The following is a 26609-nucleotide window of genomic DNA, read 5'->3' on the forward strand; positions in this document are numbered from 1 at the left end:
TTACCTCAGGAGATCGAGTATGGCGGACTTGCGACTGGCAGCAATGGAATGCCAGACCTGACGCCCGCGTTGGTCCCGCACGAGCAGACCGTCATCGACCATGATGCGCAGGTGATGGGTAATTGTCGGCTGGGTCATTCCCAGCGTTGTCGCGAGATCCCCCACGGTCACCTCACCCGATACTGCACCCGCGATCATGCTCAATAGCTGCAGGCGAGTGGGATCCGCCACCGCGCGCAGGGTGCGCGCCAACACTTCAGCGGCCGTTCGATCGAGTGGAGTGATCGGCTGCGCTGCGTCTGCGTCGTCGTGACGAGCGGATGAGGGCATGCAATCAGTCTATGGGCGTCCTGCGACCCGATTCTCAGCGAACTCACGACAGGGCCGCTGGCGCGCAGCAAGCTTGAACGTCAAGACGATCCTGGGGAACCCTCTACTGAATGATTGCGCGTACGTCATCCTGGGCACCAAACAACAACACCGCGAAAAGCAGGAACACGGCGGCGCCCAGCCACCCGCTTATGCCTCCGAGTTCGGGTGCCAGAAATAACGCGCTCAGTCCCAGCAGGATCAGGGTCCCGGCCAGAACCGCGACTAAGCGCAGAGCGCCCACATAGTAATTGAGACAGAGCCGAGGAACATCTGTTTCATCACTCATCGTCGTAAGTTTAATGTTGAGTTCCGGGCCGAGGCCGTGGAGCTAGGCATTTCATCGGGCCGGCCTAGTGGGCCACCAGCACGACGCGCTCTAAGCCCAGATGAACGCGGAGCCGCTCTTGGTCGTCAGCTTGACCCCACCAGACGACAACTTCGCTCGAATTCCGCTACAGAACCCTTGTCGCTCAGCTGTTGAATGGAACAACCATACCGCTGACTTCCACTGCAATAGGGACATCCGGTCGCTGCAACGCCTGCGCGAACGCAGTGCCTAGTTGCTCAAGGGAACGCCCAGCAGGAAGTTCGACAATACCGATCGTGACACCGGAGGCGTCCGGTGTGGCGCTGCCCATAGCTACTTGCACGCCTGAAACCAGCCCTTCGGTGGTCACTGCCCTCTGGGCGAGTTCGTTCAACTCTGCCGGTCGAAACACGGCCCGCTGGATGACCACGGTCAGCTTCTCCGGAGCTTCGGCGACCAACTCCTCAAGCCGGGCACTTGGCGTGCCATACCAAATGATAGTGACCGCGCTTCGATCCTTCGAGATCGCCGGAGAACCAAAATTTCGGTCCCCCGTCAGTTCACCCTGCAGTCGATCAAGCCACTGCATTGTCTCCAAATCGACTGGCGGCAAGGCCAACTCCTCCCGCAACTGGTCCTTGATCACCAGAGAATCCTCCAGTGGCAGCATCTCCGTCTCCACTTGCGGCCCACCCGGAAGCGGAGCAGGTGCCGCGCAGCCACTCAACGCGACCACCGCGCACAGTCCTATCCCGGCCAGCGCGAGCCAGCGACGACGACGTGTCACGGTGTATCGCATCATTGCCTCATCTACCCCAGTGGTCATCCTCACCCTAGTGAAGACGCATGAACGACAGGTAACGGTCGAAGATCGCACGACCTATCGGGTGCAACAGAAGAACGGTCAGCGACTGGCTTCATGGAACATTTATGCACGGCTGACCTGGCGCCGGCAACACACGACTTCACCGTGCCCAGCAGCTCGGGAGCGACCCCACGTACAATCACACTGACGTACATCGCCGGAGACGGCACCGACGCGATTAATCTTGAGCTGAACACCACGGGAATAGATCCGACGGCGGCTCCCAGAAAACCGCAGCGACCCAGCCCGCGGGGGAGGTTCTCTCGGACTTTTTTGCCAGGTTGAATGGCGATATTCATGCGTCCACGACGGATCGAGGCTGATCACGGCAAGGACCAATCGTGCGTAGCGCTCGTCAAGGAGCTCGATCACGACTCTTTCCCGTGGAGCGCTGGCGTTCCGAAAACGACTTGTCGCAGTCTTTGTTGAACGTTCCCGCCATTTGCCCGGTATAGCCGGGCCTGGGCACGGAGCGCTAACAACGGCACGCATGATTTCGAGTGCGCAATCACCCGCAGGGCCTGTCGGAGACAATGTCCGGTCAAGCAGGTTTGACGCCACACAGAGTTCGAAAATCACATGAGCATAGGTGAAGTGTGAGCAAATGTGGCGAATTCGCAGAAACACACTGCAAAGCCGGTTTCATAAACCCTACCTGGCCAGCATATTTAGTGGAGCCGCCTGTCAGAATCGAACTGACGACCTTCTCATTACGAGTGAGATGCTCTACCAACTGAGCTAAGGCGGCATTACCAGATCGCCTCGAAAGGCAGCCGGTGACACAGCAGCCAAGCCTAGTCGTTCCTACGAGTAATTCTGTACACCTCGGAGAATGAGGCGTTCACGGACTCCGAAAGTGGGGTCGCACCGTCGCCCTCCGCCCAGACCCGCCAGGCATGGCGGATCGCCGCGACGGCTACGAGCGTGAACAGCAGGGCACGCTGGGCCAGCTCGACCGGGTCATCAGCTCGCTCGGGGGCATCCGCTGTGAAACGACGCTCGATGATCTGCTGCAGCTGATCTTCGAAGTCGCGCAGGGTCGCCATGCGCATACCGAACAGGTAGGCGTTCTCCTTCATGACCGTGCGGCGCAGTTGGTGAATCTCCCGGTCGGCCTCGGTGCGCTCCAGGCTCTTGGCGAGCAGCAGGGCCAGATCGGCGAGCACGTCGTTGTTCCGGCCACTCGCGACAAAGATGTCAATATCTGCAGCGGATGCCATACCGGGCGCGTCGCCGATCAGGGCTGCGTCTTTCGAAGAAAAATAGTTGAAAAACGTACGCGGTGAGACGTTAGCGAGGCGGCTGATGTCCTCGACCGTGACGCACTCAAAGCCGCGCTCGCGGGACAGAGTCAGCACAGCGTGTTGGATGGCTCGCCGAGTGGCGAGGCGCTTGCGCTCACGCGGGCCCGGCGGTTCCGTTTCAATCGACATACCCCAAGTGTTCCACAGCGCTCGAACGCCTCTGAGTGGTTAGCACTGGGGGTCGGCGGCTGGCACGATTCCGTCAACAAGATAGGAGTCGACCGCATCATTCACGCAGGAATTCGACTTGTTGTAGGCGGTGTGGCCTTCGCCGGTGTAGGTCACCAGGGTGCCGCTGTCGAGCTGCTCGGCCAGCTGCTGCGCCCAGATGTAGGGGGTGGCCGGGTCGTTCGTGGTGCCGACGACCAAAATGGGTGCCGCGCCCGCCGCGTGGATCTCGTCGCGTTCGCCGGTGAACGGGTATGGCCAGTTGGCGCACCCGATGTCGCCGAAGCTCATGTACGGGCCGATCACCGGGGCCGCGTCGGCGAGTTCGGCGGCCTGTGCACGCATCGAAACCGGGTCGGCGTTGTAGGAATAGTCGATGCAGTTGATGGCCATGAATGACTCGGTCGAGTTGTCGGAATATTTACCGTCGGCATCCCGACCGTTGTAGGCATCGGCAAATTGAAAGGCACCGTCGGCGCTGCCGTGCATGACGGTGTCGAACATGATGCTGAGCTGAGGCCACGCCGTGGCCTGATAGAGCGGATAGATGATCGCAGTCAGCAGCGTGCTAGCGCCAAGCTGGCGGCCATCCGTTGCCGTGATCGGGCTGTCGTCAACCGACGCCATGAGTGCACCGATTGTCGTCAGCGCGTTGTCGGCACTGCCCCGGAACGGGCAGTCCTCCCCCGTCACACAGTCGGCGAGGTAAGCGCGCAGCGCGTTTTCAAAGCCGACGGCCTGCGTCTTGGTAACCTCGAAGTTGCTCGTCGACGGGTCGACGGCCCCGTCGAGCACGAAGCGTCCGACCTTTTCGGGAAAGAGCTCGGCGTAGGTGGCGCCGAGAAAGGTACCGTAGGAGTAGCCAAGAAAATTGAGCTCCGTGTCGCCGAGGGCGGCGCGCAACAGATCGAGGTCACGTGCGGCGCTCTGCGTGTCGACGGTGCCGAGCAGCGGCCCGGTCTCGTCGGCGCAGGCGGTCGCGAATGCGTCGGACGACGCCGCAAGCTCGGCGATCCAGGCATCCGTGCCGCGCTTCGCCTCGGTCAGCCCGTACAGGTACTCGTCCATCTCGGCCGAGTCGTAGCAGGAAACCGCCGAGGAACGACCCACCCCGCGCGGGTCGAATCCGACGATATCGAAGCTCGCCTGCAGCTTTTTATCGGTGGCGTAGTCGAGGGAATCCGCGACAAAGTCATAGCCAGAACCGCCGGGTCCGCCGGGGTTCACCAGCAGGGAACCGACGCGATCGTTTCCGGTGGCCACGTGGCGCACGAGGGCGAGCGAGATCTTTCCGGCGGCCGGATCGCCATAGGAGAGCGGAGCGGATGCCTCTGCACACTGCAGGCCGTCACCACAACCGTCCCACTGCAACACCTGGCTGTAGAAGGGGGCGAGGTCACCGTCAACCTGTTCACCGGTGGGCGTGGACTGGGCGGGGCCGGCATCCGTCGCGAACCAGGCGGAGCATCCGCTCAAAATAAGCGTGAGCGCCAGTGCGGCGGCCGTGGCGCTCAGTGCGCGGATGCTGCGGTTCAACGGATTTCCTCTTTCATGAAGCGGATGCTGCGGCTCAGGCTACCGAAGGAGGCTGGGAGTCGCTGTTATCGACGTCGCTGTGTCACTGCGGGCGACGGATCGCAGACACCAGCATCGCCTCGAGGGCGAGCGCGGGTGCGACGTTGCCTTGGATGCGCTGGCGGGCCACGGCGATCGCATCCATGGTAGCGACCGTGGCCGCTGGCGCGCTGGCCGCACTCGCAGTGCGGAGTTCGGCGAGCAGTTCGAGGTTGATAACCGCTTTGTCCCGGCCCAGCTGCACCATGCAGACATCACGGTAGAGGGAGGCGAGGTCGACCAGGATGCGGTCGATGCCGTCCCGCAGGCTACGGACGGCCCGGCGCTTCTGGTCGTCTTCGAGGGCCTTGATCTGGCTGCGCAGCCCCGGCGGTACCGACTGCCCGGCTTCGATCCCGAGTGAGCGCAGCATACCGTCGCGCTCGGCGGCATCGAGCTCAAGTGTGATGGCCTTGGCGTCGTCGCCGGCGATGGCAAGCAGCCGTGCGGCAGCATTGACGGCCGAGGACACCGAACGGATGCCGAGAGCCGTGCGCAGGGTCTCCTCGCGTCTGGCCCGGGCGTCGGCATTGGTGGCGAGGCGCTTGGCCATGCCGATGTGACTCTGGGCGAGGCGGGCGCTGAGCTCGGCGACGACCGGGTCGACGCCGTTTCGGCGCACCAGCAGGTCGGCCACGTCGGCCACGCTCGGCACACGCAGGCGCACGGTGCGTACGCGCGAGCGAATGGTCGGCAACAGGTCGGCCTCGCTCGGAGCGCACAGAATCCACACGGTGCGCTCGGGCGGCTCTTCGAGGGCTTTCAGCAGCACGTTGGAGGTGCGCTCGACCATGCGGTCGGCGTCTTCGACTACGACTACGCGGTAGCGGCCGACCGAGGGCGAGTATTGCGAGCGGGCGACGGCTTCCTTGACGGATTCCATTTTGATAATGACGCCCTCGGTGGCGAGCACGCTGAGGTCTGGATGGGTGCGGGCTTCGACCTGGCGGGCCGCGGCGAGGTCTTCGGCGGGTGTGCCCGGGCTGAGCAGCGCGGCGGCGAAGGCGAACGCGAGGTTCGAGCGGCCGGACCCGGGGGGCCCAGTGATGAGCCAGGCGTGCGTCATCGAGTTGGACTCGGCGGAGGCGCTGGTGCTGGTGCTGCTGGTCTCACTGGCGGAAGGCACGCGCTGCGCCGCCGCCCGGAAGATGGCGATTGCGTCGGCCTGTCCCGTTAGGTTGTCCCACACTGCCATGAGTCAAGGGTAACCCGCCCCGCCGACACCGCCCGCGCCCCGTGCGTCTTGTGCCGACCGAGCCCGGGCTCGGAAAATGTGCCCCATACCCGACTGCCACGAGGTCACGAGGTCACGAGGTCACGAGGTCACGAGGTCACGAGGTCACGACCAACTCAAGATGAGAACCCTCTCATGCTGCTCTGCGCGAGAACCGTGGTCGACGCCCCAGACTAGGTCAATGCAGACTTTGTGGAAGGTGGCGCTCGGTGCCACAGTTGTGGTCGCCCTCGGCGCCGGATCTGCAGGGGCCGTCGCGCTGACCTCCACGCTCACGATCACCGACCAGCCCGGGCTGGTTCAACGTATCGATCCCGTGGGCTCCGGCTCTGGCTCAAGCACGACCGCCGAGGAGACCGCACCCGGAGTCGCGCCGACGGCCACCGCGACGCCCATCTCGACGGCCCCCGTTGATGTTCCGGTCGCCCCGCCCGTCGCTGTACCCCCGGCCGGATCGCAGACCATCGACGACGACGTTGACGTTGACGTTGACGTTGACGACGGTGACGTCGGTGACGACGACGTTGACGTTGACGGCTGAACCCGGCGGGTCGCATCCGCTGGAACAGGCGCCGGAAATTCTCGAGGCCGTCGCGGAGTCGCTCGGCATGACCCTGGTCCGGCTGCATCGGTTCAGCATCGAAACGACCGCCCGCGGCGTCACCGCTGGTTACACGATCGAGCTGGATCCCGGCACACAGACGACCGAATCCCACACCGTCTACCTTGAATCGAATCCCACCAAACGTGACCGGCCCGGCGTGCTCGCCTTCCGTGACGAGCAAACCGATGAAACCGTGGCTGCTTGGCTGTACCCGAACGATCCCGAGCTGCCCGCCCTGGCCGCGGCGGTCTACCCAGACTCTGCCCAGGTCCTGCTCGCCCGCCTCGGCCTGCACACGAGCAGCCTCGTTGTCACCATCGCGGCCTATCGGCCAGGAAAACGCGCCGTTGTGCGTGCGGTCGCAGTCGAATTTACGGTCTACCTCAAGGTCGTTCGCCCGGCTGTCGCGGGGCCGCTCCATGCCCGCCACGTGCTCTGGGGAGCCGCCGGCGTTCCTGTACCGCGCAGCCGCGGCTGGAGCGCCGACGGATTCATCGCCCTGGAGCCCGTTCACGGTGTCGAAGCGAGCCAGGTGGTCGCGCAATTCTCGCCCGAACCATTCCTCGACGAGCTTGATCGGCTCACGACAGAAATCGGCCTGATCGAAAGTTCCGACTCGGCACGAGCATCGCTGTCAGCGCGCCTGCCCTGGTACGTGCACCGAGTGTGTTCCCTACTGCCAGCCGAAACGCCCAGGGTCACTGCCCTGGGCGATGCCATCGAACGGATGCGCGCGGCCGCGATTTTCGCCGCCCCCGTCACCGTGCACGGCGACCTGCACCTGGGGCAGATCTTTCTGGACCCCGACACACTCGACTCCCCACGCATCTCCGGCGTGCTCGACATCGACACGGCCGGGTTCGGGGACCCGGCCGACGATGCCGCTGCGCTCTACGCACACCTGGTCGTGAGCGCCCTCCACCACGACGATCACTCCAATCCTTTGGCCGCCGAAAGCTGCCGCGTGCTGGCTGCCCGTGCCCGCAGCCGGTGGCCTCGCCGCGGCGAGCAGTTTTTCAACCGGGCGCGGTACATCGCGGCAACCCACCTGCTCGGGCACGTGTTGAACCCGGGCGCACACAGCGCGAATTTGCTCGGCGCAGCCACCGAACTCGTCGTCGACCCTGCCTCAGACTGAGACCAGCGGATGCCGTCGGCCAACATGAGAGTCCTCTCACGCCGTGCTCCGAGGCTTCTCATGCTGAGGCAGGAATCTTGAAGCTACAGCAGACGAGCACAGGCTCGACTCGCCAACTACAAGGAGACACCATGATGACAGCCAAAAAGCGTTGAATTGCCATGGGCGCCGGATCCGCACTCGGCATCGGATTGCTCGCCGGCGGCGCCATGAGCGCAGCGAACGCCTTCGAGATCGAGGACCGTTCGGGAAGCTCGATCGGTGTGCAGCCGGTGAGCTCCATCTCGGCGGGCACGGCGATCCCGTTGAGCACAGCGAGCGTCTCGACGTTCGACGACTCGGTTTCCCTCCCGAGCGATGATTCAACCAACACCTCGAGCGATAACTCGACCAACACCTCGCCCGACTCAACCAACAACTCATCGAGCAGCTCGAGTGTCGCGTCGACGGTCTCAGCCGTCTCGGTAGTTTCAGCCGTTTCGGTCGTGACCCCGGTCTCCGCACCGTCCGTCGCAAGCCCGGTGTCTGCCGCATCGGTGCAGAGCCCCGCATCCGTCGACTAAGTAGAGCGTCGCAGACCAAGTCGAACTACGAGCATGAGAAGGCCCGGGCCCCCGCCCGGGGCTTCTGCTTTCCCGAGCGAGCTTATTTGAGCCGATATCCCATGCCGCGCACCGTCTCAATGCGTTCGGGCCCGAACTTCGCCCGAAGATACCGCACGTACACGTCAACGACGTTGGAACCTGGATCGAAGTCGTAACCCCATACCCGGCTCAGCAGCTGCTCACGGCTGAGTACCTGGTCGGGGTGCCGCAGAAACTCTTCAGCGAGGGCAAACTCCCGGGCCGACAGCTCCACGGTGCGCTCCCCCACAGTTGCACGGCGGGTGCGCAGGTCGAGCGCGAGCTCCCCATAAGCCAGCCCGGTCGGCGAGCTCTGCTCGGCATCTCGCAGTCTTAGGCGGATCCGGGCCAGCAGCTCATCAAATTTGAACGGCTTCGCGAGATAATCATCGGCACCACCATCGAGGCCGGCGACCATGTCGCTGGTCGTGGACCGAGCGGTCAACATGATGATCGGCAGCGGCAGCCGTTCGGCCCTGATCCGTTTCATCACCTCGAAGCCGTCGATGCTCGGCAGTCCAACGTCGAGCAGCAACAAGTCGAAAGTGCCGGACTGGGCATAGCTGACGGCGTCGAGCCCATCACCGACCACGGTCGAGAAATACCCGGCAGCCCGCAGGCCCTTGCTCACGAACAGAGCGATTCGCGCCTCATCCTCAGCGATAAGAATGCTGGTCATTTCGCGGCCACCACATCAACAGCGCGGCGCGGCAACATTATGCCGAACCGAGATCCGTCGGGCGACGTCACCAGGTCGACATAGCCGCCGTGCGCCCGCGCGATAGCGTCGACGATCGGCAGCCCGAGCCCGGAACCTTCGACACCACGCCCGGAATCGACACGGCCGAACCGTTCGAAAATGCGGGCCTTGGCCTCCGCCGGAATGCCGGGGCCGCTGTCGCGGATCCAGAATTCCACCGCCTCGGCGTGCTCGGTACTGCCAATCTCGATGGTCGTTCCGGGATCTGAGTGTTTGGCGGCATTGTTCGCCAGCTGCAAGAACGCCTGAGTGAGACGGGCCGGATCGACCGGTACGACAACGTGCGCGCGCTCGGCCAGAATCCAGGCGTGACCGGGAAGCGCACTGACCTTGAGGTAGAACTGCTCGGTAAGGTCGCCGGCATCCGTTGGTACCCGCCGCAGATTACCGCGCTGGGCGTTGGCGAGCGACTCGATGTCGTCGATGAGTCCGGTCATCCGGTCGAGTTCATCAAGCGCAATTTCCCTAGCGGATGCGACATCATCGGGATTGCGTGCATCCAGCAACTCAAGATGCCCACGCACGATGGTGATCGGAGTCTTGAGCTCGTGGCGCACATCCTCGAGCAGCTGTCGCTGTGCGGTCAGCGACTCGTCAAGGCGCTCGAGCATGTCATTGACCGTTTCGGTGAGCTCGGAGATGTCGTCGTGGCCGATCACCGGAATGCGCTCGTGCAGGTCGGTTGCGGTGATCCGCGACGCGGCGGCCTGCAGCTGTCGCACCGGTCGCAGCAGGCGACCGGCGACGAACCATCCGACCAGCCCGATCGCCACGAGCGCCGCAGCCGCGACGGCCGCATAGATGCGAAAAGCGCTCGTCAACTCGTCCAGCTCAGCGTCAAGATCAAAGGCGGTGACAAAAATTCCGGCTTGTCCGCTGCCTTCCACGGTCACCGGCGCGGCGATATACCGCAGGTTCCCGAGTTCGGAGACGGCAGTGCCGCGCACGACATTGACACCGGCCACTTCGTCGAGAATGCGCAGGACGAACCCGGCATCATCCTCCAGGTGGAAGGCCAAATCGGTGCCGGGGATCAGCGCGGGGACGCCGTCGATGATTCCGAGGGTGCTCTCGTTGGGGCTCGGAACGAGTCGGGCCATGACTGCTTGCAACGCCTCCCGGGTAGATGGGTAGCTCGCACCGGACGCCTCCGGCAACGCCTCGACCTTGTTGAGGTTGGTAGTCGGCACGCCGGTGACGATGAAGCGCACACTCTCGACGCTCGTCGCTAGGCGAACATCGATGTCGTGCAGGGCGCGGTCGCGTTGCACGAGGTAGGCCGTACCGCCCGCAACGGCCAGACCAAGGCCGGCGACGACCAGAATGGCGGTGAGGATGCGCACCCGCACCGACCAACCGGATCGCACAGCGGACGAGGCAGTCGAGGTCATAGCTTCAGTATCCCTTAGAGAGTCGCAACCTCGCCCACGTTCGTGGTCCGGGCCCCGACCACTAGAGGAGGGTGGAAACTCGAGCCTGGATGGTGGCGGCGATCTCAGCGGCGGGGGCGGCAGCATTCACTACCAGAAACCGGGAGGGCTCGGCGGCGGCCAACTCGAGAAAAGCAGCGCGCACGCGGGCGTGAAAGTCGTTCTTCTCCGCCTCCAGCCGGTCGAAGACCTTGTTGTCTGCGTCGAGGCGGGCTCGGGCGGCGCGCGAGTCGAGGTCGAGTAGCACGGTCAGATCGGGCAGAAGCCCCTCGGCGGCCCAGAGCGACAGGTCGCGCACCTCGGTGGCACCGAGCACCCGGCCAGTGCCCTGGTAGGCGACCGAGGAGTCGAGGTAACGGTCCTGCACGATGACATCGCCGCGGGCGAGTGCCGGCCGCAGCTTCGTACCGACGTGCTGGGCCCGGTCTGCGGCGTAGAGCAGGGCTTCGGCGCGGGGATCCACCTCGCCGCGGTGGTGCAACACGATCTCGCGAATGTCGACGCCGACATCCGTTCCGCCGGGCTCGCGGGTGCGCACGACGGTGCGCCCCTGCTTTTCGAGCCAGTCGGTGAGTAGGAGCGACTGCGTGGTTTTGCCGGATCCGTCGCCGCCCTCCAGCGTGATGAAGAGGCCGGTCACGGCGCAATCGTGGTGGTCGACGCAGAGTCAGCGGCCGAGCTGGACAACTTCTTCACTGGTGTTTTCTTGGCGGCAGGCCTCGTCACAGCAGCCTTCTTGACCGGAGCCACTGGCGTGCCGACCAAGGCTGCCTTGGCCGCCGCATTCGCGGCACGGGTCGCAGCCGCCTTCTTGGCGGTGGCAGCCTTCGCTGCCGCAGTCGGCGCCTTACGCACGACCGGCTTCTTGGCGGCTGGTTTCTTGACAGCGACCTTCTTGGCCGGCGCCTTCTTGCGCGGCGCGGCCGGACCCTTAGCGCGCTTGTCAGCGAGCAGCTGCACGGCCCGCTCGAAGTCGATCTCCTCGATGTCCTCCGACTTGGGAATCGTCGCGTTGGTGACCCCGTCGGTCACGTAGGCGCCGAATCGGCCGTCCTTGATCTTGATCGCCTTGCCGCTCTCCGGGTCGGGCGCTTCGAATTCCTTCAGTGCACTCGATGCCCGGCGGGCACCATACTTCGGCTGGGCATAGAGCTCGATCGCGCCAGGCAGGTCGATGTCGAAGATCTGGTCTTCGCTCGTGAGCGACCGGGTGTCGATACCCTTTTTCAGATACGGCCCGAACTTACCGTTCTGGGCCAGAATCTCGGTGCCGGTCTCCGGGTCCAGCCCCACCACGCGCGGCAGGGCGAGCAAGCGCAGCGCCGTTTCGAGATCGACCGTGGCGAGATCCATCGATTTGAAAATGGATGCCGTGCGCGGCTTGTCCGCGGCGGCCACCTTTTTCGCCGCCGGCTTGCGCTTGGGTTTGGCCAATGCTGCGGCAGAACTGGTGACCTCGCCGGTGACGGGGTCGATCGTTTCCACGGGAACAGCCACGACGACCGGAGCGACCGGCTCGGCTGGAGCCGGCACGAGCTCGGTGACGTACGGCCCGAAGCGGCCGTCCTTGGCAACGATCTCCTTGCCGTTTTCCGGGTTGAGTCCGATGACTCGATCGGTGACGACCGGAGCGTCGATGAGTTCGCGGGCCTTCGTCGCGGTCAATTCGTCTGGAGCGAGTTCCGGCGGAATGTTCACCCGGCGAGGCGGGGCATCCGCTGCAGCATCGGGGTCGATGACCTCGAGGTAGGGGCCGTACTTGCCGATGCGCAGGGTGATGTCATCGCTGATGGCGACCGAGTTGATCACGCGCGGGTCGATCTCGCCGAGATTATCGATGACCTGGCGCAGGCCGCGGTGCTTGTCGCTGCCGAAGTAGAAGCTCGTGAGCCAATCCAGGCGGTTGGCTTCACCGCCGGCGATGCGGTCGAGGTCGTCCTCCATCTCGGCGGTGAAGTCGTATTCGACCAGGTCGCCGAAGAATTCTTCGAGCAGGCGCACAACCGAGAATGCAATCCAGTTGGGGACGAGCGACTGACCGCGCGGCGTGACATAGCCACGCTCGGTGATGGTCGAGATGATCGACGCAAAAGTCGACGGCCGGCCGATGCCGAGCTCTTCCAGTTTCTTGACCAGGCTGGCCTCGGTATAGCGGGCGGCCGGCGTCGTCTCGTGGCCCTTGGCCTCGAGGCCCTGCAGCGCTAGCTTCTGGCCCTCCTCGAGCGGCGGCAGCTTCGATTCGGTCGCGTCGGTTGAAGCGTTGCGCTCTTCGTCCTTGGACTCTTCATAGGCGAGCATGAAGCCACGGAAGGTGATGACGGTTCCGCTGGCCGCGAATTCGGCGAGCGCGCCCGAGGCGGCGGGATGCTCCGACGTGCCGGTCGGGCCGGCCGCAATGGTCACCGAGGCGGTCGAACCGGTTGCGTCCTTCATCTGCGAGGCGACGGTGCGCTTCCAGATCAGGTCGTAGAGCTTGAAATCGTTGCCGCGCAGGCTCGAGGCGAGCGAAGCCGGGGTGCGGAAGGTGTCGCCGGACGGGCGGATGGCCTCGTGCGCTTCCTGCGCATTCTTACTCTTGCCCTTGTAAGCCCTTGGGGCATCTGGAACCGTTTCAGCGCCGTAGAGCGCTGCGGCCTGGGTGCGGGCGGCCGTAAGGGCCTGCTGCCCGAGCGACGGCGAGTCGGTACGCATATAGGTGATGTACCCGTTTTCGTACAACGACTGCGCGACGCTCATGGTCTGCCGGGCGGTGAAGCGCAGCTTGCGGGCCGCTTCCTGCTGCAGGGTCGAGGTCGTAAACGGTGCTGCTGGGCTGCGTCGGTACGGCTTGGAGGTGACTCTGGTGACCTCGAGCTTGACGCCGGGGCTCTGCAGCGCGGTCGTCAGAGCGTGGGCAGCGGATGCGTCGAGGGTGACGGCCTTCACGGTGGGCTTGAGCGCACCGGAATCGTCGAAGTCGCCACCGGTGGCGATGCGCTCACCGTTCAGCCGCACGAGCTTCGCATCGAAGGCCTGGTCAGTTTCTGAAGCGGATGCTGCCAGTCGCGCCAGCAAATCCCAATAGCCAGCGGAGACGAACGCGAGGCGCTCCTTCTCCCGGTCGACGACGAGGCGGGTCGCGGCGCTCTGCACACGTCCGGCGGAGAGGCCGGGGCCGACCTTGCGCCAGAGCACGGGAGAAATCTCGTAGCCGTAGATGCGGTCGAGGATGCGGCGGGTTTCCTGCGCGTCGACGAGGGCGGTGTCGAGGTCGCGAGTATTGTCCTTGGCGGCAAGGATGGCGTCCTTGGTGATCTCGTGAAACACCATGCGCTTGACCGGAACCTTGGGCTGCAGCACCTGCAGCAGGTGCCAGGCGATGGCCTCGCCTTCGCGGTCCTCATCAGTTGCGAGCAAGAGTTCGTTCGCATTCTTGAGGGCACGCTTGAGTTCGCTGACGGTCTTCTTCTTGGCGTCGGAGACCACGTAATATGGTTCGAAACCGTTTTCCACATCGACCGAGAATCGGCCGAGGGCACCCTTCTTCAGCTCTGGCGGCAGGTTTTTCGGCTCGATCAGATCGCGAATGTGACCGACTGAAGACAAAACTTCATAGCCGTCGCCGAGATACGCGGCGATCGACTTCATCTTGGTCGGTGATTCAACAATGACCAGCTTCTTAGTGCCTGGCACCAGACTCCTCTTTATATGTAGTGGCCAAATGATAGGCCAAGGCACACCATACACACTGGAATGGAGTGCCCGCCTAATCGACGAGTGCATGTCGGCGCGTCCCGCCGGCATACACGCCACTCCCAGCGACCGTTCAGTTCGCTCTGGGCGTGCCGCATATCGGCTCGATATCCTTGCCGTTTGCCCGCCCGCGTGCAGAATAGATCCATGGGTACAATGACGGCCACATACACCGCGATGTTGACGGATGGGCCCCTCCAAGGCAAGACAATCACAACGACCTTCCTCGATTCGGGCGATCCGCAGCCGCGCATTGAAATTCCGGCCGACGCTGGCAAGCGCTATCTCTACGCGCGTGGTGCTGGGCGGGAGTTTGAGGGCACCGACTCCGGTCGTCCGACTGCGGTCGAGTACCGGTACCTCGAGGTTCTCCTCTCTTAGGTCGTGTCTCCCTCGGGCGGCTGAGCTTCGGGCGGTGCAGACTCCGGCATTGCTTACTCCGGCGGCGGGCCGGCCCGTGCGCTCGCCGAGAGTTCGATGCCCAGTACCGTGCGCGATACCGAAACGGAGGTGATCAGTCCGGTCACTGCGCAGCGGGTTACGGCCACCTCGTTGAGTGCTGCGACGGCATCAGCCGCTGGGCAGGGGTAGCCCGCGATTGCACCGGATGCGGTGTCGGCCGCAGCGAGCGCGGCCGCGTCGGCGGCGTTCGCGACGGACCGGCCAACGCCGAGCAGTGCAAGAGTGGACACGACGAGGGTCGTCAGCAGTACGGTGGAGGCGAGTACCGCGATCGCGAGGATTGAGCCTGCTCCCTGCTCCGACCCGCTCTGCCGACCGCCCGCGCTCACTGGCCACCGGCGAGGGAGCAGGACTGAGCTTCGAGGGTGAACTCGGCGAACAAGCCAGAGCCGGCCGCTGTGACTCGGGCGCAGACGAATTCACCGCGTCGTTCCGCCGCCAGGTCGGCTCCCGCCACGGCGCCGGCGACGAGCCCGGCTGCACGTGCCACGCTGTCACCGCGGGACAGAACGCGTGCCGCGGTGGCGGCGGCATCTGTCAACCGCACCTGCACCCCGACGACCTGCACGGCGCCGAGGCAGCAGACCAGCACGAGCACAACGGCCGGCAGCGCGGTGGCGAACTCGGCGGTGATGCTACCCCGATTCGCCTGACCACTCGTCCTTGCCCGGCCGGCTCGCTTTCCCCGGCTCGCCCAGCTGGCCGGGCGGGCCGGGCGTGCCGGGCTCGCCCGGACCTGTAGCAGATGCGCGCGCCCTCGACTACCCGATGCTGAGTGCACGGCGCACCAGGTCGGTGAGCATCCCACGCACCTCGTCGCTGCGCAGAATGACGATGAGTAATCCGGCGAAGCCAACCGCGGCCATCGTGGCAACCACGTATTCGGCGGTGGCGGCTCCAGCCTCGTCGGTCAGCCGTCTCAGGGCATTCCGCGCAGGCACCACAGCAATACTCACTGATTTCATCGGCACGGTTTGGGCCAGCACCACGTCGGCGGATTCCCCGGCCGCAGGCGCCGCTTTTTCCACCACCTCGATCTTTGTATACACAGACTCGTCTCCTTCTGGCGTCTGTCGACGCGGGTTGGGCGGCACGAGCACATTCACTCTGCTCCGGTCTGTCAACGGCAACCGCACGCATCCGCTGATCTGTGCACAGCCTTAGAACGTGGCGAGGGTGGAGGAGAGCACGCTAATCAGCAGCGGCACGACGCCGACGAGCATGAACGCGGGCAGAACGCACAGGCCGAGCGGCAGCATGAGCGTCACCGAGAGGGTCTCGGCTCGACGCTGCCCCGCACTTCGGGCATCCCGTCGCGTTTGTTCGGCTTCGCTGCGCAACAATTCCGCTGCCGGAACCCCCGCCCGAGTGGACAAATCAAGCACCCGCTCGATCGGGTCATCCCGCGACTCCGTTCCGGACCCGATCGCATATCGCGCGGCCGCAGCGTGCACGAGCGCCCGGGAACGATCGATCGACCCGCCCCCGGACATGGCAATTGCCATAAGTTCGAGTCGCAAACCGGGAGTCAGCTCGGTCGGCGCCGCTCGACGTACCAGCGCGCGGCTCCACCCCGCAGCGGCGAGCATCAGCACACCGCCACCGGCCAGACAGAGCAGCCCGGGAACGGTCGCGAACAGCGTGTGCACCGAGTCGAAGCCCATCAGGCTGCCAAAGAGGATGCCGATCACCGGCAGCACCATGACCAATCGTGCCGTCGCGCGTGGGGCGGCCAGCGCGACCTCGAGGTCGCGCTGCACCTGCGCCAGGTCACGCAGAGACGCGGCAAGTTCCCGCAGGCAACCGGCCAGTGGTGCCCCCGCCTGCGTGGCAACCTGCCAGGCTGCGGCGAGTCCCCGCCAGGCGGATTCGGTCTCGCCGCGTGCCTGTCCGACGATCGCATCGGCCACGCTGTCGCCACAGGCCGCAGCCCGAGCGGCAGCCCGCAGGATGCCCGTGTTCGCAATCTCCGCGTCGCCAGCGCCGGGTGAGTCGATCTGTCGCCCGACACCTCTCGTCACCGGCTGCTCCGTCGACGCGCCCCGCGGCGGCAACAAATATTCCCAGGCCGAGACCGGAGAAACGCCGGCCGAGAGCAGCACGGCCAGCCGTTGGGTGACCGCCGCGACCTCCTCGATCGGCGGCACCGATTCACCGCGCCGCATGAGCGAAGCCTCCCCGGGTGACCGTGTGCAGAGGCACACCGTTCCACGCGATCGCTGCCTCCGTCCGCATCACAAGGCCTCGATCGCCAGGCGGTCCCGACCGTTGATGGTGAACCGGCCGACCGTCTCAAGCCGGCGCAACCCCTCGGTGCGCTCCAGGTGCAGCACGAGCCCGATCGCGCTCACTGTTTGGCGCGCCACAGCCGCCGCGCTCATTCCGGCGAGTGCCCCGAGTGCTTCGAGGCGGGCCGGTACGTCGTTGAGTGAATTCGCGTGCAGGGTGCCAGCTCCCCCATCGTGCCCGGTGTTCAGTGCCGCGAGCAGCTCCCGAATTTCGGATCCGCGGCACTCGCCCAGAACGAGCCGATCCGGCCGCATGCGCAGAGCCTCACGCAGCAGTGCCTCAAGGCCGATGCGCCCGGCGCCCTCAAGGTTGGCTTGTCTGGCCTCAAGCGCGACCACGTGTGGATGCAGGATGCGCAGCTCGGCCACGTCTTCGATCGCGACGATGCGTTCGTCGGCCGGGGCCTCGCCGAGCAGCGCGGCCAACAGGGTGGTTTTTCCGCTGCCGGCAGCGCCGGTGATGAGCAGGTTCTGCCGACCGCGCACCGCGGCACGCAGTCGATTCAGCAGGGCAGCAGACGCCTCGCCCACGCCGAACAAACCGGCGTCAGCGAGTGCACGGAGGCTGCGATGCGCAGCGTGCGGAAGCCGAATCGACAGGAGCGTTCCCGTGCTCGATACCGGTGGCAGTACCGCATGCACCCGAATGCCGTCGGCGAGGCGCACGTCCACACACGGGCTGGCCTCGTCGATGTGGCGTCCGCCCAGGGCGATCAGCCGCACGGCCAGGGCGCGTACCTCCGCCTCACCGAGCTGCCAGGCCGGTGCGAAGGCAAGGCCATGGCCGGCATCGATCCACAACCCGGAAGCCCCGTTGACGAATAGGTCGGTAGTCTCGGGGTCTTCGGCGTAGCCGGCCAGCGGTCCGAGCGCCCGAAGGTCGGAACGGTTGGTCCCGGAGCGAGTCGGGCTGTACGCCGGTTTGGTGCTGATCTCGCCAGCGATTTCACCGGCAGCGATCATCTGCTGAACTGCGCTGTTCTGCTGCACAGTACCGACGGCATCCGTGGGCATCGTGCGATGCCGGGCAGTGGGCGCTCGCTGCGGCGCGGCGACCGGGCGCGTGCCCGACGCGGTGATCGGATTCGCAGGCGACGCCGCAACCGCACCGGCGCAAGACGAACCGGCGACACCCGGAACGATGTCGGACACAACGGCGTAAGACGGAACGGCAACGAAGGGCTGGACCATGCTCCGACCGTAGAGCGGGTCAGGGCACACAGGCAGTCCGCTGCCGGGATCGGTGGGAAACGGCTGATGGTCGCATCTGGGGAGGATCAGCACCAATCCCACGCCCCGCGCAGCACGGCAAGCGCGATCCACCGGCCCTTGAGACGATCCGCCGCGCACGCGACTCACGACTGAAGACCTGCGACTGAAGACCTGCGCTCTTAAAAAGAAGGGGCGGCACCTATTGGGGGGAACAGGTGCCGCCTAGCAACACGCAGATTGGGGGGAACCATACGTCTTGCTGGCCAGAACTTTCGCTCGGACACCCTTAAGTTTACGCGGCGCGGGACAAATTGCAAGTCCGATGTCCTCCAAAAAGAGGACACTCGCATGGGGGCGTACAAAAATGCTATTTCTCATCTAATTTTTGGGCTCCTGTTGCTCAAAGGAGCGCTCTGTATACAGAGATTGGCCCGGAACCGCTAGGGTTCAATTGAGCTGGCAATGTCTTGCATGCACGTACCGCAAAGGAGCGAATTACAAATATGACGGTCAACATCGATAACCTCCTCCACGAATCGCGCCGATTCGCACCGACTCCGGAGTTTGCAGCGAAGACCGCAGCGACACCGGAACTGTACACCCAAGCGCAGAAGGATCCGGCCGCATTTTGGGCTGATCAGGCCCGCAATCTACTGCACTGGCACAAGCCGTTCACTAAGTCCCTCGACTGGTCCAACCCGCCGTTCGCCAAGTGGTTTGAAGACGGTGAACTTAACGTCGCGTACAACTGCCTCGACCGGCACGTTCTCGCCGGCAACGGCGATCGTGTCGCGCTCTACTTCGAGGGCGAGCCGGGCGATTCTCGCAGCTACACCTACGCCGAGCTGACCACCGAAGTCAAAAAGGCCGCCAATGTGCTGCTCGGCCTCGGCGTCAAGGCTGGCGACCGCGTGGCCGTATACCTGCCGATGATCCCAGAGGCCGTCATCTCCATGCTTGCCGTCGCCCGCATCGGCGCCGTGCACTCGGTCATTTTCGGCGGGTTCAGCGCCGAGAGCCTGCGCTCGCGCATCGATGACGCCAACGCCGTGCTCGTCATCACGGCCGATGGTGGCTACCGCAAGGGAAAGATCAGCGCCCTGAAGCCAGCCGTCGACGCTGCTCTCCAGACCAACGACTCCTCAGTGAAGAATGTGCTCGTGGTCAAGCGCACCGGCCAGGACGTGCAGTGGAATGACCGCGATATCTGGTGGTCCGATGCCATGGAGACCGCCTCCCCCGAGCATGAGGCCGAGGCCTTCCCGGCCGAGAACCCGCTGTTTATTCTGTATACATCGGGCACTACCGGCGCCCCCAAGGGCATCCTGCACACCAGCGGGGGCTACCTCACGCAAAATGCGTTCACGCACCAGAATGTGTTCGATCTCAAGCCCGAAACGGATGTTTACTGGTGCACCGCCGACGTCGGCTGGATCACTGGTCACAGCTACGTCGTTTACGGCCCCCTTGCTAACGGCGCCACCCAGGTGCTCTACGAAGGCACTCCCGATTCCCCACATACCGGTCGCTGGTGGGAAATCATCGAGAAGTACAAGGTCTCGATTCTGTATACAGCGCCCACGGCCATCCGCACGTTTATGAAGCTCGGCCGCCAGATTCCGCAGAAGTTCGACCTGTCGAGCCTGCGCGTGCTCGGCTCGGTCGGTGAGCCCATCAACCCCGAAGCCTGGATGTGGTATCGAGAGGTCATCGGCAGCAACATCACGCCGATCGTCGACACCTGGTGGCAGACCGAGACCGGATCGATCATGGTCTCGGCCCTCGCTGGTCTCACCGACACGAAGCCGGGCGCGGCCCAGGTTCCGGTTCCGGGCATCACCATCGACGTGCTCGACGATGACGGCCTGCACGTTGGCCTCGGCAACGGCGGACTCCTCGTGGTCACCCAGCCCTGGCCGGCCATGCTCCGCGGTATTTGGGGCGACCCGGAGCGTTTCAAGGAGACCTACTGGGACAAGTTTGAGGGGACCACCGGCGCGACGGACGGCCCGCTGTACTTCGCCGGGGACGGTGCCCGCCTTGACCACGACGGTGATATCTGGCTGCTCGGACGCGTCGACGACGTGATGAACGTCTCAGGACACCGCCTGTCGACCGCCGAGATCGAGTCCTCGCTCGTGGCGCACTCGCTCACCGCTGAAGCGGCCGTGGTCGGTGCCGCCGACGAGACGACCGGTCAGGCCGTCGTCGCGTTCGTCGTGATCAAGTTCAGTCAGGCCGAAGTTGCGTCGCACGAGGACATCGTCGGCATCCTGCGCAAGCACGTGGCCCAGCAGATTGGTGCGATTGCCCGCCCGCGCGACATCTACATCGTCGACGAGCTGCCGAAAACCCGCTCAGGCAAGATCATGCGCCGTCTGCTGCGCGACGCGGCCGAGGGGCGCGACGTCGGCGATGTAACGACCCTCGCCGACACCATGGTGATGAACACCATCACGTCACAGATGAAGAAGTAGTAGCCGCGCCAAACTCGCGTTAAACCACTGAGGCCGCCCCACCAGGGAGCGGCCTCAGTTCTTTGCGGTGGCTAATTCAGGAAACCCGGGTGCCGGCACCCCGTAATTGCGGGCTGCGCTAGACGCGGCCGTCGCATTTTTCCTGAAGTCGCCACCGCGGACCGGCATCCGTTTTACGGCGGATGCGCCGGCGCGCCAGAAACGCGCTTAGGCGAAGGCGACGACGAACTCGATCTCGACCGGAGCATCGAGCGGCAACACTGCAACACCCACGGCGGAGCGGGCATGGCGGCCAATGTCGCCGAAGATCTCGACCAAAACGTTCGAGGCACCGTTGACCACGGCCGGCTGGCCGGTGAACGCGGGGTCGGAGGCGACGAAGCCGGTGACCTTGACCACCTGGGTGATGCGGTCAAGCGAACCGATCACGCTCTTGATGGCCGCGAGGCCGTTGAGCGCGCAGGTGCGTGCGTAGTCCTGGGCATCAGCAGCTGGAACCAGGCCGTCGCCGTCGCCGACCTTGCCGGCCGCGGGCAGCGCACCAGACACCATCGGCAGCTGGCCAGCGGTGTAGACACAACCGTTGCTGATCACGGCGGGCACGTAGGCGGCGACCGGCGGCACGACGCTCGGCAGTTCAAGGCCCAGTTGGGCCAGGCGCGCTTCGATCTTCGACACGGCTATGCCCCTTCCTTGGCTGCGAGTGGGCGTTTCAGATAGGCAACGAGGCCACCTTCTGGACCGGGTACGACCTGTACGAGTTCCCACCCGTCAGAGCCCCAGCTGTTCAGAATGGCGGCCGTATTGTGGATCATCAACGGCGTTGTGAGGTATTCCCAGGCGGGCATGTGACTCCTATTGAGGCGGGCTTTCAGATTTGTCGCTTACGCTCAAGTCTATGTCTGCCAAAAATCGAACTGTGAGCGGGGCTCTGGGGGGTCTCCTGGGTCTCGTCGGGATGAGTGCCGTCGCCGGTATTCTCGTGACCGCCGCCGTCGCCCCAGCCGTTGCCCTGTCCGGCATGGCCGCCACGAACACCATCAATGTGTTCGACAGCCTGCCCGAGTACCTCTCCATCGATCGGCTCTCCCAGAAGAGCAACATCTACGCATCGTCGAACCCTGAAGATCCGGTGGGCACCCGCCAGCTCCTCGCCTCGTTCTACGAGCAGAACCGGGTCGAAGTGGCCTCTGACGCCATCAGCCAGTTCGCCAAGGATGCCGCCATCGCCGGTGAAGACCCGCGGTTTATGGAGCACGGTGGCGTTGACATTCAGTCCAGCTTCAACGGTGCCGTGCAGACCCTGGCCGGCGGTGACACCCGCGGTGGCTCGTCGATCACTCAGCAGTATGTGAAGAACGTGCTCATTCAAAAGTGCGAGGTAATGACCGACGCCGACGAGGCCAAGGCCTGCTATAAAGACGCCACTATACCTACTGCTGACCGCAAGCTGCGCGAGATGCGCCTCGCCATCGGGCTGGAGAAGAAATATGAAAAAGCAGACATTCTTCGCGGCTACCTGAACATCGCCGGCTACGGCGGAACGGTGTATGGCATCGAAGCCGCCGCGAGCTACTATTTCAACACGACCGCCCTCAACCTGACTCTGCCGCAGGCGGCGAGCCTGGTGGCGATCGTGAACAACCCGGTCAAGTTTCAGCTCGACCGCCCCGACAGCGAAACCAACGGTGCGGCCAACGGCTACGCCGACAACAAGTTTCGGCGCGACTACATTCTCAACGAGATGCTCAAATACGACAAGATCACTCAGGCCGACTACGACGCGGCTGTGGCCGCGCCGATTGAGCCCGTCATCACCGTGCCGAGCACCGGCTGCCAGACCGCCGGAGGCAGCGCCTACTTCTGTGATTACGTCACCAAGATTCTGAAGTCTGATCCCACCTTCGGAGCGGATGCTGAGACGCGCCTCGCGAACTTCCAGCGTGGCGGATTCGACGTCTACACCACACTTGACCTCGAACTGCAGGTTGCCGCCGAAACTTCCCTGAACAAGTACGTCCCCAAGTCGTATCCCGGTTGGGATGTCGGCGGGATCGTCTCGAGCGTTAAGGTCGGTACCGGTGAGGTGCTCGCTATGGCGCAGAACAAGGACTACAGCCAGGCGGAGCAGCCCTCTGGCAGCAACTTCACCAGCATTAACTACAACACGGACTACGCCACGGGCGGTTCGGCCGGATTTCAGCCCGGTTCAACCTATAAGGTCTTCACGCTGGCCGAGTGGCTCAAAGAGGGGCACGCCCTGACCGAACGGGTTGACTCACGAGTCAAGTCGGACTGGGGAACTTTCCAGGACAGTTGCCTCGGTCCGCAGAGTTACGGCACGACGTTCGCCCCTCGTAATGACGGTGGCGAGGGCGGCCCAAATGAATCGGCGCTTCATTCGACCACCCGGTCGATCAACACCGGCTTCGTCGGGATGGCCAAGAAGCTCGACTTGTGCGGCATCAAAAACACCGCTGAGGCCTTCGATGTGCACGCGGCAGACGGCGGCGCGCTCGGCCAGAACGCATCTTCGCTCATCGGCACGAACTACATCGCCCCGCTGACCATGGCCGTCGCCTTCGCCGGCATCGCCAATAACGGCACGACCTGCACTCCCATCGTTATTCGCAGCATGATCGGTTCTGACGGAGCCGAACTTACCGTGCCCAAATCGACCTGCACCCAGTCCGTTTCGCCGGAAGTAGCCGCCGGAATGCAGTACGCCATGGCGACCACGACAACCGGCGGAGGAACAGCCTCCGCCTCGGGCGCGCGCACTTCGCCCCGGGTACCGATCATCGGCAAGACCGGAACCACTGACAAGGCCAAAGACACCTGGATGAGCGGAGCCAGCAGCAAGGTTGCCACCGTTGTCGGCGTGGTCAACGTGCGCGGCGACTCCAAGAATCAGCGCTTCACCACACTCAACGGCGTCACGGCGTCCCTCGTCCGCCACTACGTCTGGCCGGACGTCATGAGTGTCGCCAACGCCAAGTACGGCGGAGATGACTTTCCGGAGGCCACGTCGAGCGTGATCAACGCGGTCGCCGTTCCGGTACCCGACGTGCGCGGTAAATCCATGGCCGATGCCAGATCCACCATCCAAGCAGCAGGCTTCTTCTTCGTCGACGGCGGCGTGACCAGCTCCGAGCTGCCGGCCGGCACCGTGGCCAACACCGACCCGGCCGGTGGGTCCTCCTCCACTCGCGGTTCGAGCATCACCGCCTACTCGAGTGATGGCACCGGCGTCACCATACCTACCGTCATCGGCAAGAGTGAAGCGGATGCCCGCAGCACGCTCACCGCCGCTCCGTACGGTTTCACGGTGGCTAAAACCGAACAGATCACAACGGACAAGGCCCAGGACGGCAACGTCGTTGCCGTGCAGCCGGGGGAAGGTACGGCCAGTCGCCCCGGCGATACCGTGACGATCGTCATCGGAAAGTACACGGTCCCTAAGACACCCGAAACCGACAAGAAGAACGAATGACAGCGTTTCATCACCGCGGTGAGGGCGGGCGGCTCGTCGGCACGTCGCTCGCGGCGGCGGGCGCGGTCGGCCTCGCCGCCTTCGCTTGGGGCGCAGTGATCGAGCGCACCCGGTTCACGCTGCGTGAGGTGAGCGTTCCGGTACTCGCGCCGGGTTCGGCACCCATTCGTGTGCTGCACCTCTCCGACCTGCACATGGCTCCGTGGCAGAAAAACAAGCAGGAGTGGGTGCGCAGCCTCGCCGCGCTGAAGCCCGACCTCGTCGTCGATACCGGCGACAACCTCGGACACAAAAACGGCGTCACCGGCATCGAATATGCCTTCGCGCCGTTCCGAGGTATCCCCGGTGTCTTCGTCAATGGCTCCAACGACTACGTCGGACCGCAGCTGAAAAACCCGTTCACCTACTTTGGCGGGCCGTCCAGCCGGCGCATTATTCGTCGGGAAGAACTCGACACCGATGCGCTGCGTCGAGTGTTCGCCGATCTCGGCTGGACCGACATCAACAATGCTGCAGAGTCGCTCGATCTCAACGGCACGCACGTGGAATTCTTCGGTGTCGACGACCCGCACATCGGGCGCGACCGGCTCGACCTGATCACCCGCGCGATCGATGACCTGCGGGCCAACGATCCACTCGGTGACGACGTTTGGCCCGACCCCGAGGAGGCCGCAGCCCCGCGCTCCACGCTGACCATCGGCGTCGTTCACGCGCCGTACCAGCGGGTATTGAATTCTTTCATCAACCACGGCGCCCAGCTGATTCTGGCCGGGCACACCCACGGCGGCCAGGTCTGCGTGCCCGGTTTCGGAGCGCTCGTGACCAACTGCGACATTCCCCGCCGCCAGGTGAAGGGCCTCAGTACCTGGAACCATGGCCTGCGTACCGCCTTTCTGAACGTTTCGGCTGGCCTGGGAACGTCGATTTACGCTCCAGTGCGATTCGCCTGCCCGCCCGAGGCAACCCTGCTCACCCTCTGCGCAGGTTAAAGCCGGGCCACCCGGCTGCTTGCTCAATTCGTCAGGATGGCGCTGAAGCGCCTATACTGATCAAGGCCCAAGGGCCATCGGGGTATGGCGCAGCTTGGTAGCGCGCGTCGTTCGGGACGACGAGGTCGCAGGTTCAAATCCTGTTACCCCGACAGCAGCAACGCAAAACCCTCACTTCATTGGAGTGGGGGTTTTGTTGTGGGATCGTCTGTCGACGTCAGCGTCACTCCTGCCAAGAACCGCAGATTGCCAGCGCTGGTCGATGTGACTCTCGGCAGGTTCGAGCAGCGACAAGGGGCAAACCACACGCCTGCACTAGCCGATACGGGTCAGCTCGGTGAATGACATGGTGGCACTCGAGCCGTTGATGCAGGTTTGGTAGAGCAAGTCGAACCCGCGCGGCACGTCATCCGCTGTGTCGGCGGCCACGTTCAGCACGGCGGCGACCGACCCCACGCGATAGATGCCGCCGGCGGCCCCGGTCAGGGTAATCGTGCTGCCCTCCCGCGGAAACCGTGATCCACCGCACGACCAATGCTCGGCGATGACCGGCACCCCGTAGTGTGCGCCGATATCGACCGCGCCCTGGCAGGCATCAATCTCGCTCTGCCAACCCGCCGTCCACACCAACTTGGAGAAGGAAACGGAGGTCGCTGCATCGGCCGACCGGCCAACTCCCGGCCCCTGGGCCGCCGCCGACCGGGCTGCTTGCTCGGCCGCCATCCGAGACGCTTCCGCCCGTGCCTCGACTTGCGCCGCCTCTTCCGCCGCCAACCGCGCCTGTTCCACGTGCCAGGCCGCAACCGCCTCGGCCACGACCCGCTCCCACGCGGTCAACGATAGCTGCAGGTCGGCCAGGTCGGTCGCCCGATCAAAGCGGATGCCCGCCAGCACGACCGTCTGCGTCGCCAGGTCGGGCCGGGAAATGAAATGCTCGGCGCTGGCCTGGGAGAAATCGCTCATCGTGTTCGCCCGATCCAGCTCACGAACAGCCTGATCCACCCGGCTCAGCCCACTGTCAACCTTCCGACGAAGTTCGGTGCGCGCCGCGCTCTCGCCAATGATGGCCGCACTCGACTGCCAGGCCAGCTCGGCAGCAGCGATATCGGCGCGGGCGGAGTCGATGCGGCGAACAGCCTGCGCGCGGTCGGCCGTGAAAGTCTCGACGGCGGCGTTGTAGGTGTATTCGGCCAACAATGGCGCGGCGGGCGATGAGGGTGCGGCGTCCTTCTCGGAGCCACCGGCGACGACGGGCGGTGACAGCGCAAAGGCCGCCAGGCCGACCGTGAGCGTGATGAGCACCAGCCGGTGCAGCGGAACATGCCTGGCTCTGACCACAACAATCCTCCTTCGGGAGGGGCTGCTTGTGGAACGGGACAGCAGCGCAACGGGGGTGCGCGGTGGGCTGCCATTAAACCTCCACTTCACCGAATTTCACAGGCCCCAGTCGGACTAGACCGGGCGTTCACGGCCCGAAATGTAGGGCATAGTGGCTAGTCGGCGTGCCGACTCAAACCGGCCGGCAATCAGGAGATGT

General features: G+C 64.5%; 25 protein-coding genes and 2 tRNA genes. 8 read left to right on the plus strand and 19 right to left on the minus strand.

The window, feature by feature from the left end; genetic code table 11:
• From CXY71_RS16895 to CXY71_RS16925, 7 genes are all read right to left on the minus strand, one after another.
• Positions 1-330, minus strand: coding sequence for a helix-turn-helix transcriptional regulator (locus CXY71_RS16895; RefSeq protein WP_104138069.1), 330 nt, complete (start codon positions 328-330; stop codon positions 1-3).
• Positions 331-433: 103 nt separating this feature from the next.
• Positions 434-658, minus strand: a complete 225-nt coding sequence (locus tag CXY71_RS16900; protein ID WP_146072862.1) for a hypothetical protein — start codon at positions 656-658, stop codon at positions 434-436.
• Between the two features lie 184 nt (positions 659-842).
• Positions 843-1505 carry a hypothetical protein gene (locus CXY71_RS16905; RefSeq protein ID WP_146072863.1) on the minus strand — a complete coding sequence of 221 codons (663 nt, stop codon included), beginning with the start codon at positions 1503-1505 and terminating at the stop codon, positions 843-845.
• Positions 1506-2216: 711 nt separating this feature from the next.
• Positions 2217-2292: transfer RNA gene (locus tag CXY71_RS16910), tRNA-Thr, on the minus strand.
• Positions 2293-2338: 46 nt separating this feature from the next.
• Positions 2339-2977: a TetR/AcrR family transcriptional regulator gene (locus CXY71_RS16915; RefSeq protein ID WP_104138076.1), complete on the minus strand. Its 639-nt coding sequence runs from the start codon at positions 2975-2977 to the stop codon at positions 2339-2341.
• 39 nt (positions 2978-3016) lie between these two features.
• Positions 3017-4552 (minus strand): alpha/beta hydrolase, encoded by a 1536-nt coding sequence (locus tag CXY71_RS16920; RefSeq protein ID WP_104138079.1) that lies wholly within the window; start codon positions 4550-4552, stop codon positions 3017-3019.
• 82 nt (positions 4553-4634) lie between these two features.
• Positions 4635-5825 carry a DNA polymerase III subunit delta' gene (locus CXY71_RS16925; protein WP_104138082.1) on the minus strand — a complete coding sequence of 397 codons (1191 nt, stop codon included), beginning with the start codon at positions 5823-5825 and terminating at the stop codon, positions 4635-4637.
• A 220-nt stretch (positions 5826-6045) separates the two neighbouring features.
• On the opposite strand from CXY71_RS16925, the gene CXY71_RS21230 reads away from it, so the two are divergent.
• The 3 genes from CXY71_RS21230 (at position 6046) to CXY71_RS16935 (ending at position 8169) form a co-directional block, all read left to right on the plus strand.
• Complete coding sequence (locus CXY71_RS21230; RefSeq protein WP_158253138.1) at positions 6046-6405, plus strand: hypothetical protein; 360 nt, start codon at positions 6046-6048, stop codon at positions 6403-6405.
• Positions 6377-7606 carry a phosphotransferase family protein gene (locus tag CXY71_RS16930; protein WP_158253139.1) on the plus strand — a complete coding sequence of 410 codons (1230 nt, stop codon included), beginning with the start codon at positions 6377-6379 and terminating at the stop codon, positions 7604-7606. Before CXY71_RS21230 ends, CXY71_RS16930 begins: the two co-directional genes overlap by 29 nt.
• 161 nt (positions 7607-7767) lie before the next feature.
• On the plus strand, positions 7768-8169 hold the full coding sequence (locus CXY71_RS16935; RefSeq protein WP_104138088.1) for a hypothetical protein: 402 nt from the start codon (positions 7768-7770) through the stop codon (positions 8167-8169).
• A gap of 82 nt (positions 8170-8251) precedes the next feature.
• Here the strand turns inward: CXY71_RS16935 and CXY71_RS16940 are convergent, their stop codons facing one another.
• From CXY71_RS16940 to topA, 4 genes are all read right to left on the minus strand, one after another.
• The gene (locus CXY71_RS16940) at positions 8252-8908 is read right to left on the minus strand and encodes a response regulator transcription factor (RefSeq protein ID WP_104138092.1); all 657 of its coding nucleotides are present in this window, start codon (positions 8906-8908) and stop codon (positions 8252-8254) included.
• A complete protein-coding gene (locus CXY71_RS16945; RefSeq protein WP_158253140.1) occupies positions 8905-10380 on the minus strand; it encodes a cell wall metabolism sensor histidine kinase WalK in 1476 nt (491 codons plus the stop codon). Before CXY71_RS16945 ends, CXY71_RS16940 begins: the two co-directional genes overlap by 4 nt.
• Positions 10381-10441: 61 nt before the next feature.
• Complete coding sequence (gene tmk / locus CXY71_RS16950; RefSeq protein ID WP_104138098.1) at positions 10442-11059, minus strand: dTMP kinase; 618 nt, start codon at positions 11057-11059, stop codon at positions 10442-10444.
• A complete protein-coding gene (gene topA / locus CXY71_RS16955) occupies positions 11056-14091 on the minus strand; it encodes a type I DNA topoisomerase (protein WP_104138100.1) in 3036 nt (1011 codons plus the stop codon). The genes tmk and topA overlap by 4 nt, the downstream gene beginning before the upstream one ends.
• 207 nt (positions 14092-14298) lie before the next feature.
• On the opposite strand from topA, the gene CXY71_RS16960 reads away from it, so the two are divergent.
• The gene (locus tag CXY71_RS16960; RefSeq protein ID WP_104138103.1) at positions 14299-14532 is read left to right on the plus strand and encodes a hypothetical protein; all 234 of its coding nucleotides are present in this window, start codon (positions 14299-14301) and stop codon (positions 14530-14532) included.
• A gap of 53 nt (positions 14533-14585) precedes the next feature.
• Here the strand turns inward: CXY71_RS16960 and CXY71_RS16965 are convergent, their stop codons facing one another.
• From CXY71_RS16965 to CXY71_RS16985, 5 genes are all read right to left on the minus strand, one after another.
• Positions 14586-14942, minus strand: a complete 357-nt coding sequence (locus CXY71_RS16965) for an Rv3654c family TadE-like protein (RefSeq protein WP_199184349.1) — start codon at positions 14940-14942, stop codon at positions 14586-14588.
• Complete coding sequence (locus CXY71_RS16970) at positions 14939-15394, minus strand: TadE family type IV pilus minor pilin (RefSeq protein WP_233198326.1); 456 nt, start codon at positions 15392-15394, stop codon at positions 14939-14941. The genes CXY71_RS16965 and CXY71_RS16970 overlap by 4 nt, the downstream gene beginning before the upstream one ends.
• On the minus strand, positions 15375-15578 hold the full coding sequence (locus CXY71_RS16975) for a DUF4244 domain-containing protein (protein ID WP_104138366.1): 204 nt from the start codon (positions 15576-15578) through the stop codon (positions 15375-15377). The genes CXY71_RS16970 and CXY71_RS16975 overlap by 20 nt, the downstream gene beginning before the upstream one ends.
• Positions 15579-15773: 195 nt before the next feature.
• On the minus strand, positions 15774-16778 hold the full coding sequence (locus tag CXY71_RS16980; protein WP_104138109.1) for a type II secretion system F family protein: 1005 nt from the start codon (positions 16776-16778) through the stop codon (positions 15774-15776).
• 69 nt (positions 16779-16847) lie between these two features.
• Positions 16848-18092, minus strand: coding sequence for a TadA family conjugal transfer-associated ATPase (locus CXY71_RS16985; RefSeq protein ID WP_233204689.1), 1245 nt, complete (start codon positions 18090-18092; stop codon positions 16848-16850).
• Positions 18093-18616: 524 nt separating this feature from the next.
• Here CXY71_RS16985 and acs point away from each other — a divergent pair.
• Positions 18617-20590: an acetate--CoA ligase gene (gene acs, locus CXY71_RS16990; RefSeq protein WP_104138113.1), complete on the plus strand. Its 1974-nt coding sequence runs from the start codon at positions 18617-18619 to the stop codon at positions 20588-20590.
• A 207-nt stretch (positions 20591-20797) separates the two neighbouring features.
• Here the strand turns inward: acs and CXY71_RS16995 are convergent, their stop codons facing one another.
• Positions 20798-21268 (minus strand): RidA family protein, encoded by a 471-nt coding sequence (locus CXY71_RS16995; RefSeq protein ID WP_104138116.1) that lies wholly within the window; start codon positions 21266-21268, stop codon positions 20798-20800.
• 2 nt (positions 21269-21270) lie between these two features.
• Positions 21271-21438 carry a DUF4177 domain-containing protein gene (locus CXY71_RS21520; RefSeq protein ID WP_199184350.1) on the minus strand — a complete coding sequence of 56 codons (168 nt, stop codon included), beginning with the start codon at positions 21436-21438 and terminating at the stop codon, positions 21271-21273.
• A gap of 71 nt (positions 21439-21509) precedes the next feature.
• Between CXY71_RS21520 and CXY71_RS17000 the strand changes: the two genes are divergently transcribed.
• The 3 genes from CXY71_RS17000 (at position 21510) to CXY71_RS17010 (ending at position 25224) form a co-directional block, all read left to right on the plus strand.
• A complete protein-coding gene (locus tag CXY71_RS17000) occupies positions 21510-24083 on the plus strand; it encodes a transglycosylase domain-containing protein (RefSeq protein WP_233204690.1) in 2574 nt (857 codons plus the stop codon).
• Positions 24080-25072 (plus strand): metallophosphoesterase, encoded by a 993-nt coding sequence (locus CXY71_RS17005; protein ID WP_104138122.1) that lies wholly within the window; start codon positions 24080-24082, stop codon positions 25070-25072. The genes CXY71_RS17000 and CXY71_RS17005 overlap by 4 nt, the downstream gene beginning before the upstream one ends.
• Before the next feature lie 78 nt (positions 25073-25150).
• Positions 25151-25224, plus strand: a tRNA-Pro gene (locus CXY71_RS17010).
• Positions 25225-25387: 163 nt separating this feature from the next.
• Here CXY71_RS17010 and CXY71_RS17015 read toward each other — a convergent pair.
• Positions 25388-26410 (minus strand): hypothetical protein, encoded by a 1023-nt coding sequence (locus CXY71_RS17015; protein ID WP_104138125.1) that lies wholly within the window; start codon positions 26408-26410, stop codon positions 25388-25390.
• Between the last annotated feature and the right edge of the window lie 199 nt (positions 26411-26609).

Origin of the sequence: Cryobacterium sp. Y62 (assembly GCF_002929785.1) — a bacterium.
Taxonomy (GTDB): Bacteria; Actinomycetota; Actinomycetes; order Actinomycetales; family Microbacteriaceae; genus Cryobacterium.

Coding starts and splice junctions, on each gene's coding strand:
- CXY71_RS16895 (WP_104138069.1), bottom strand. CDS start 330: ATGCCCTCATCCGCTCGTCACGACGACGCAGACGCAGCGCAGCCGATC.
- CXY71_RS16900 (WP_146072862.1), bottom strand. CDS start 658: ATGAGTGATGAAACAGATGTTCCTCGGCTCTGTCTCAATTACTATGTG.
- CXY71_RS16905 (WP_146072863.1), bottom strand. CDS start 1,505: ATGACCACTGGGGTAGATGAGGCAATGATGCGATACACCGTGACACGT.
- CXY71_RS16915 (WP_104138076.1), bottom strand. CDS start 2,977: ATGTCGATTGAAACGGAACCGCCGGGCCCGCGTGAGCGCAAGCGCCTC.
- CXY71_RS16925 (WP_104138082.1), bottom strand. CDS start 5,825: ATGGCAGTGTGGGACAACCTAACGGGACAGGCCGACGCAATCGCCATC.
- CXY71_RS21230 (WP_158253138.1), top strand. CDS start 6,046: ATGCAGACTTTGTGGAAGGTGGCGCTCGGTGCCACAGTTGTGGTCGCC.
- CXY71_RS16935 (WP_104138088.1), top strand. CDS start 7,768: ATGGGCGCCGGATCCGCACTCGGCATCGGATTGCTCGCCGGCGGCGCC.
- CXY71_RS16940 (WP_104138092.1), bottom strand. CDS start 8,908: ATGACCAGCATTCTTATCGCTGAGGATGAGGCGCGAATCGCTCTGTTC.
- CXY71_RS16945 (WP_158253140.1), bottom strand. CDS start 10,380: ATGACCTCGACTGCCTCGTCCGCTGTGCGATCCGGTTGGTCGGTGCGG.
- CXY71_RS16960 (WP_104138103.1), top strand. CDS start 14,299: ATGGGTACAATGACGGCCACATACACCGCGATGTTGACGGATGGGCCC.
- CXY71_RS16975 (WP_104138366.1), bottom strand. CDS start 15,578: ATGAAATCAGTGAGTATTGCTGTGGTGCCTGCGCGGAATGCCCTGAGA.
- CXY71_RS16980 (WP_104138109.1), bottom strand. CDS start 16,778: ATGCGGCGCGGTGAATCGGTGCCGCCGATCGAGGAGGTCGCGGCGGTC.
- CXY71_RS16985 (WP_233204689.1), bottom strand. CDS start 18,092: ATGGTCCAGCCCTTCGTTGCCGTTCCGTCTTACGCCGTTGTGTCCGAC.
- acs (WP_104138113.1), top strand. CDS start 18,617: ATGACGGTCAACATCGATAACCTCCTCCACGAATCGCGCCGATTCGCA.
- CXY71_RS21520 (WP_199184350.1), bottom strand. CDS start 21,438: ATGCCCGCCTGGGAATACCTCACAACGCCGTTGATGATCCACAATACG.
- CXY71_RS17005 (WP_104138122.1), top strand. CDS start 24,080: ATGACAGCGTTTCATCACCGCGGTGAGGGCGGGCGGCTCGTCGGCACG.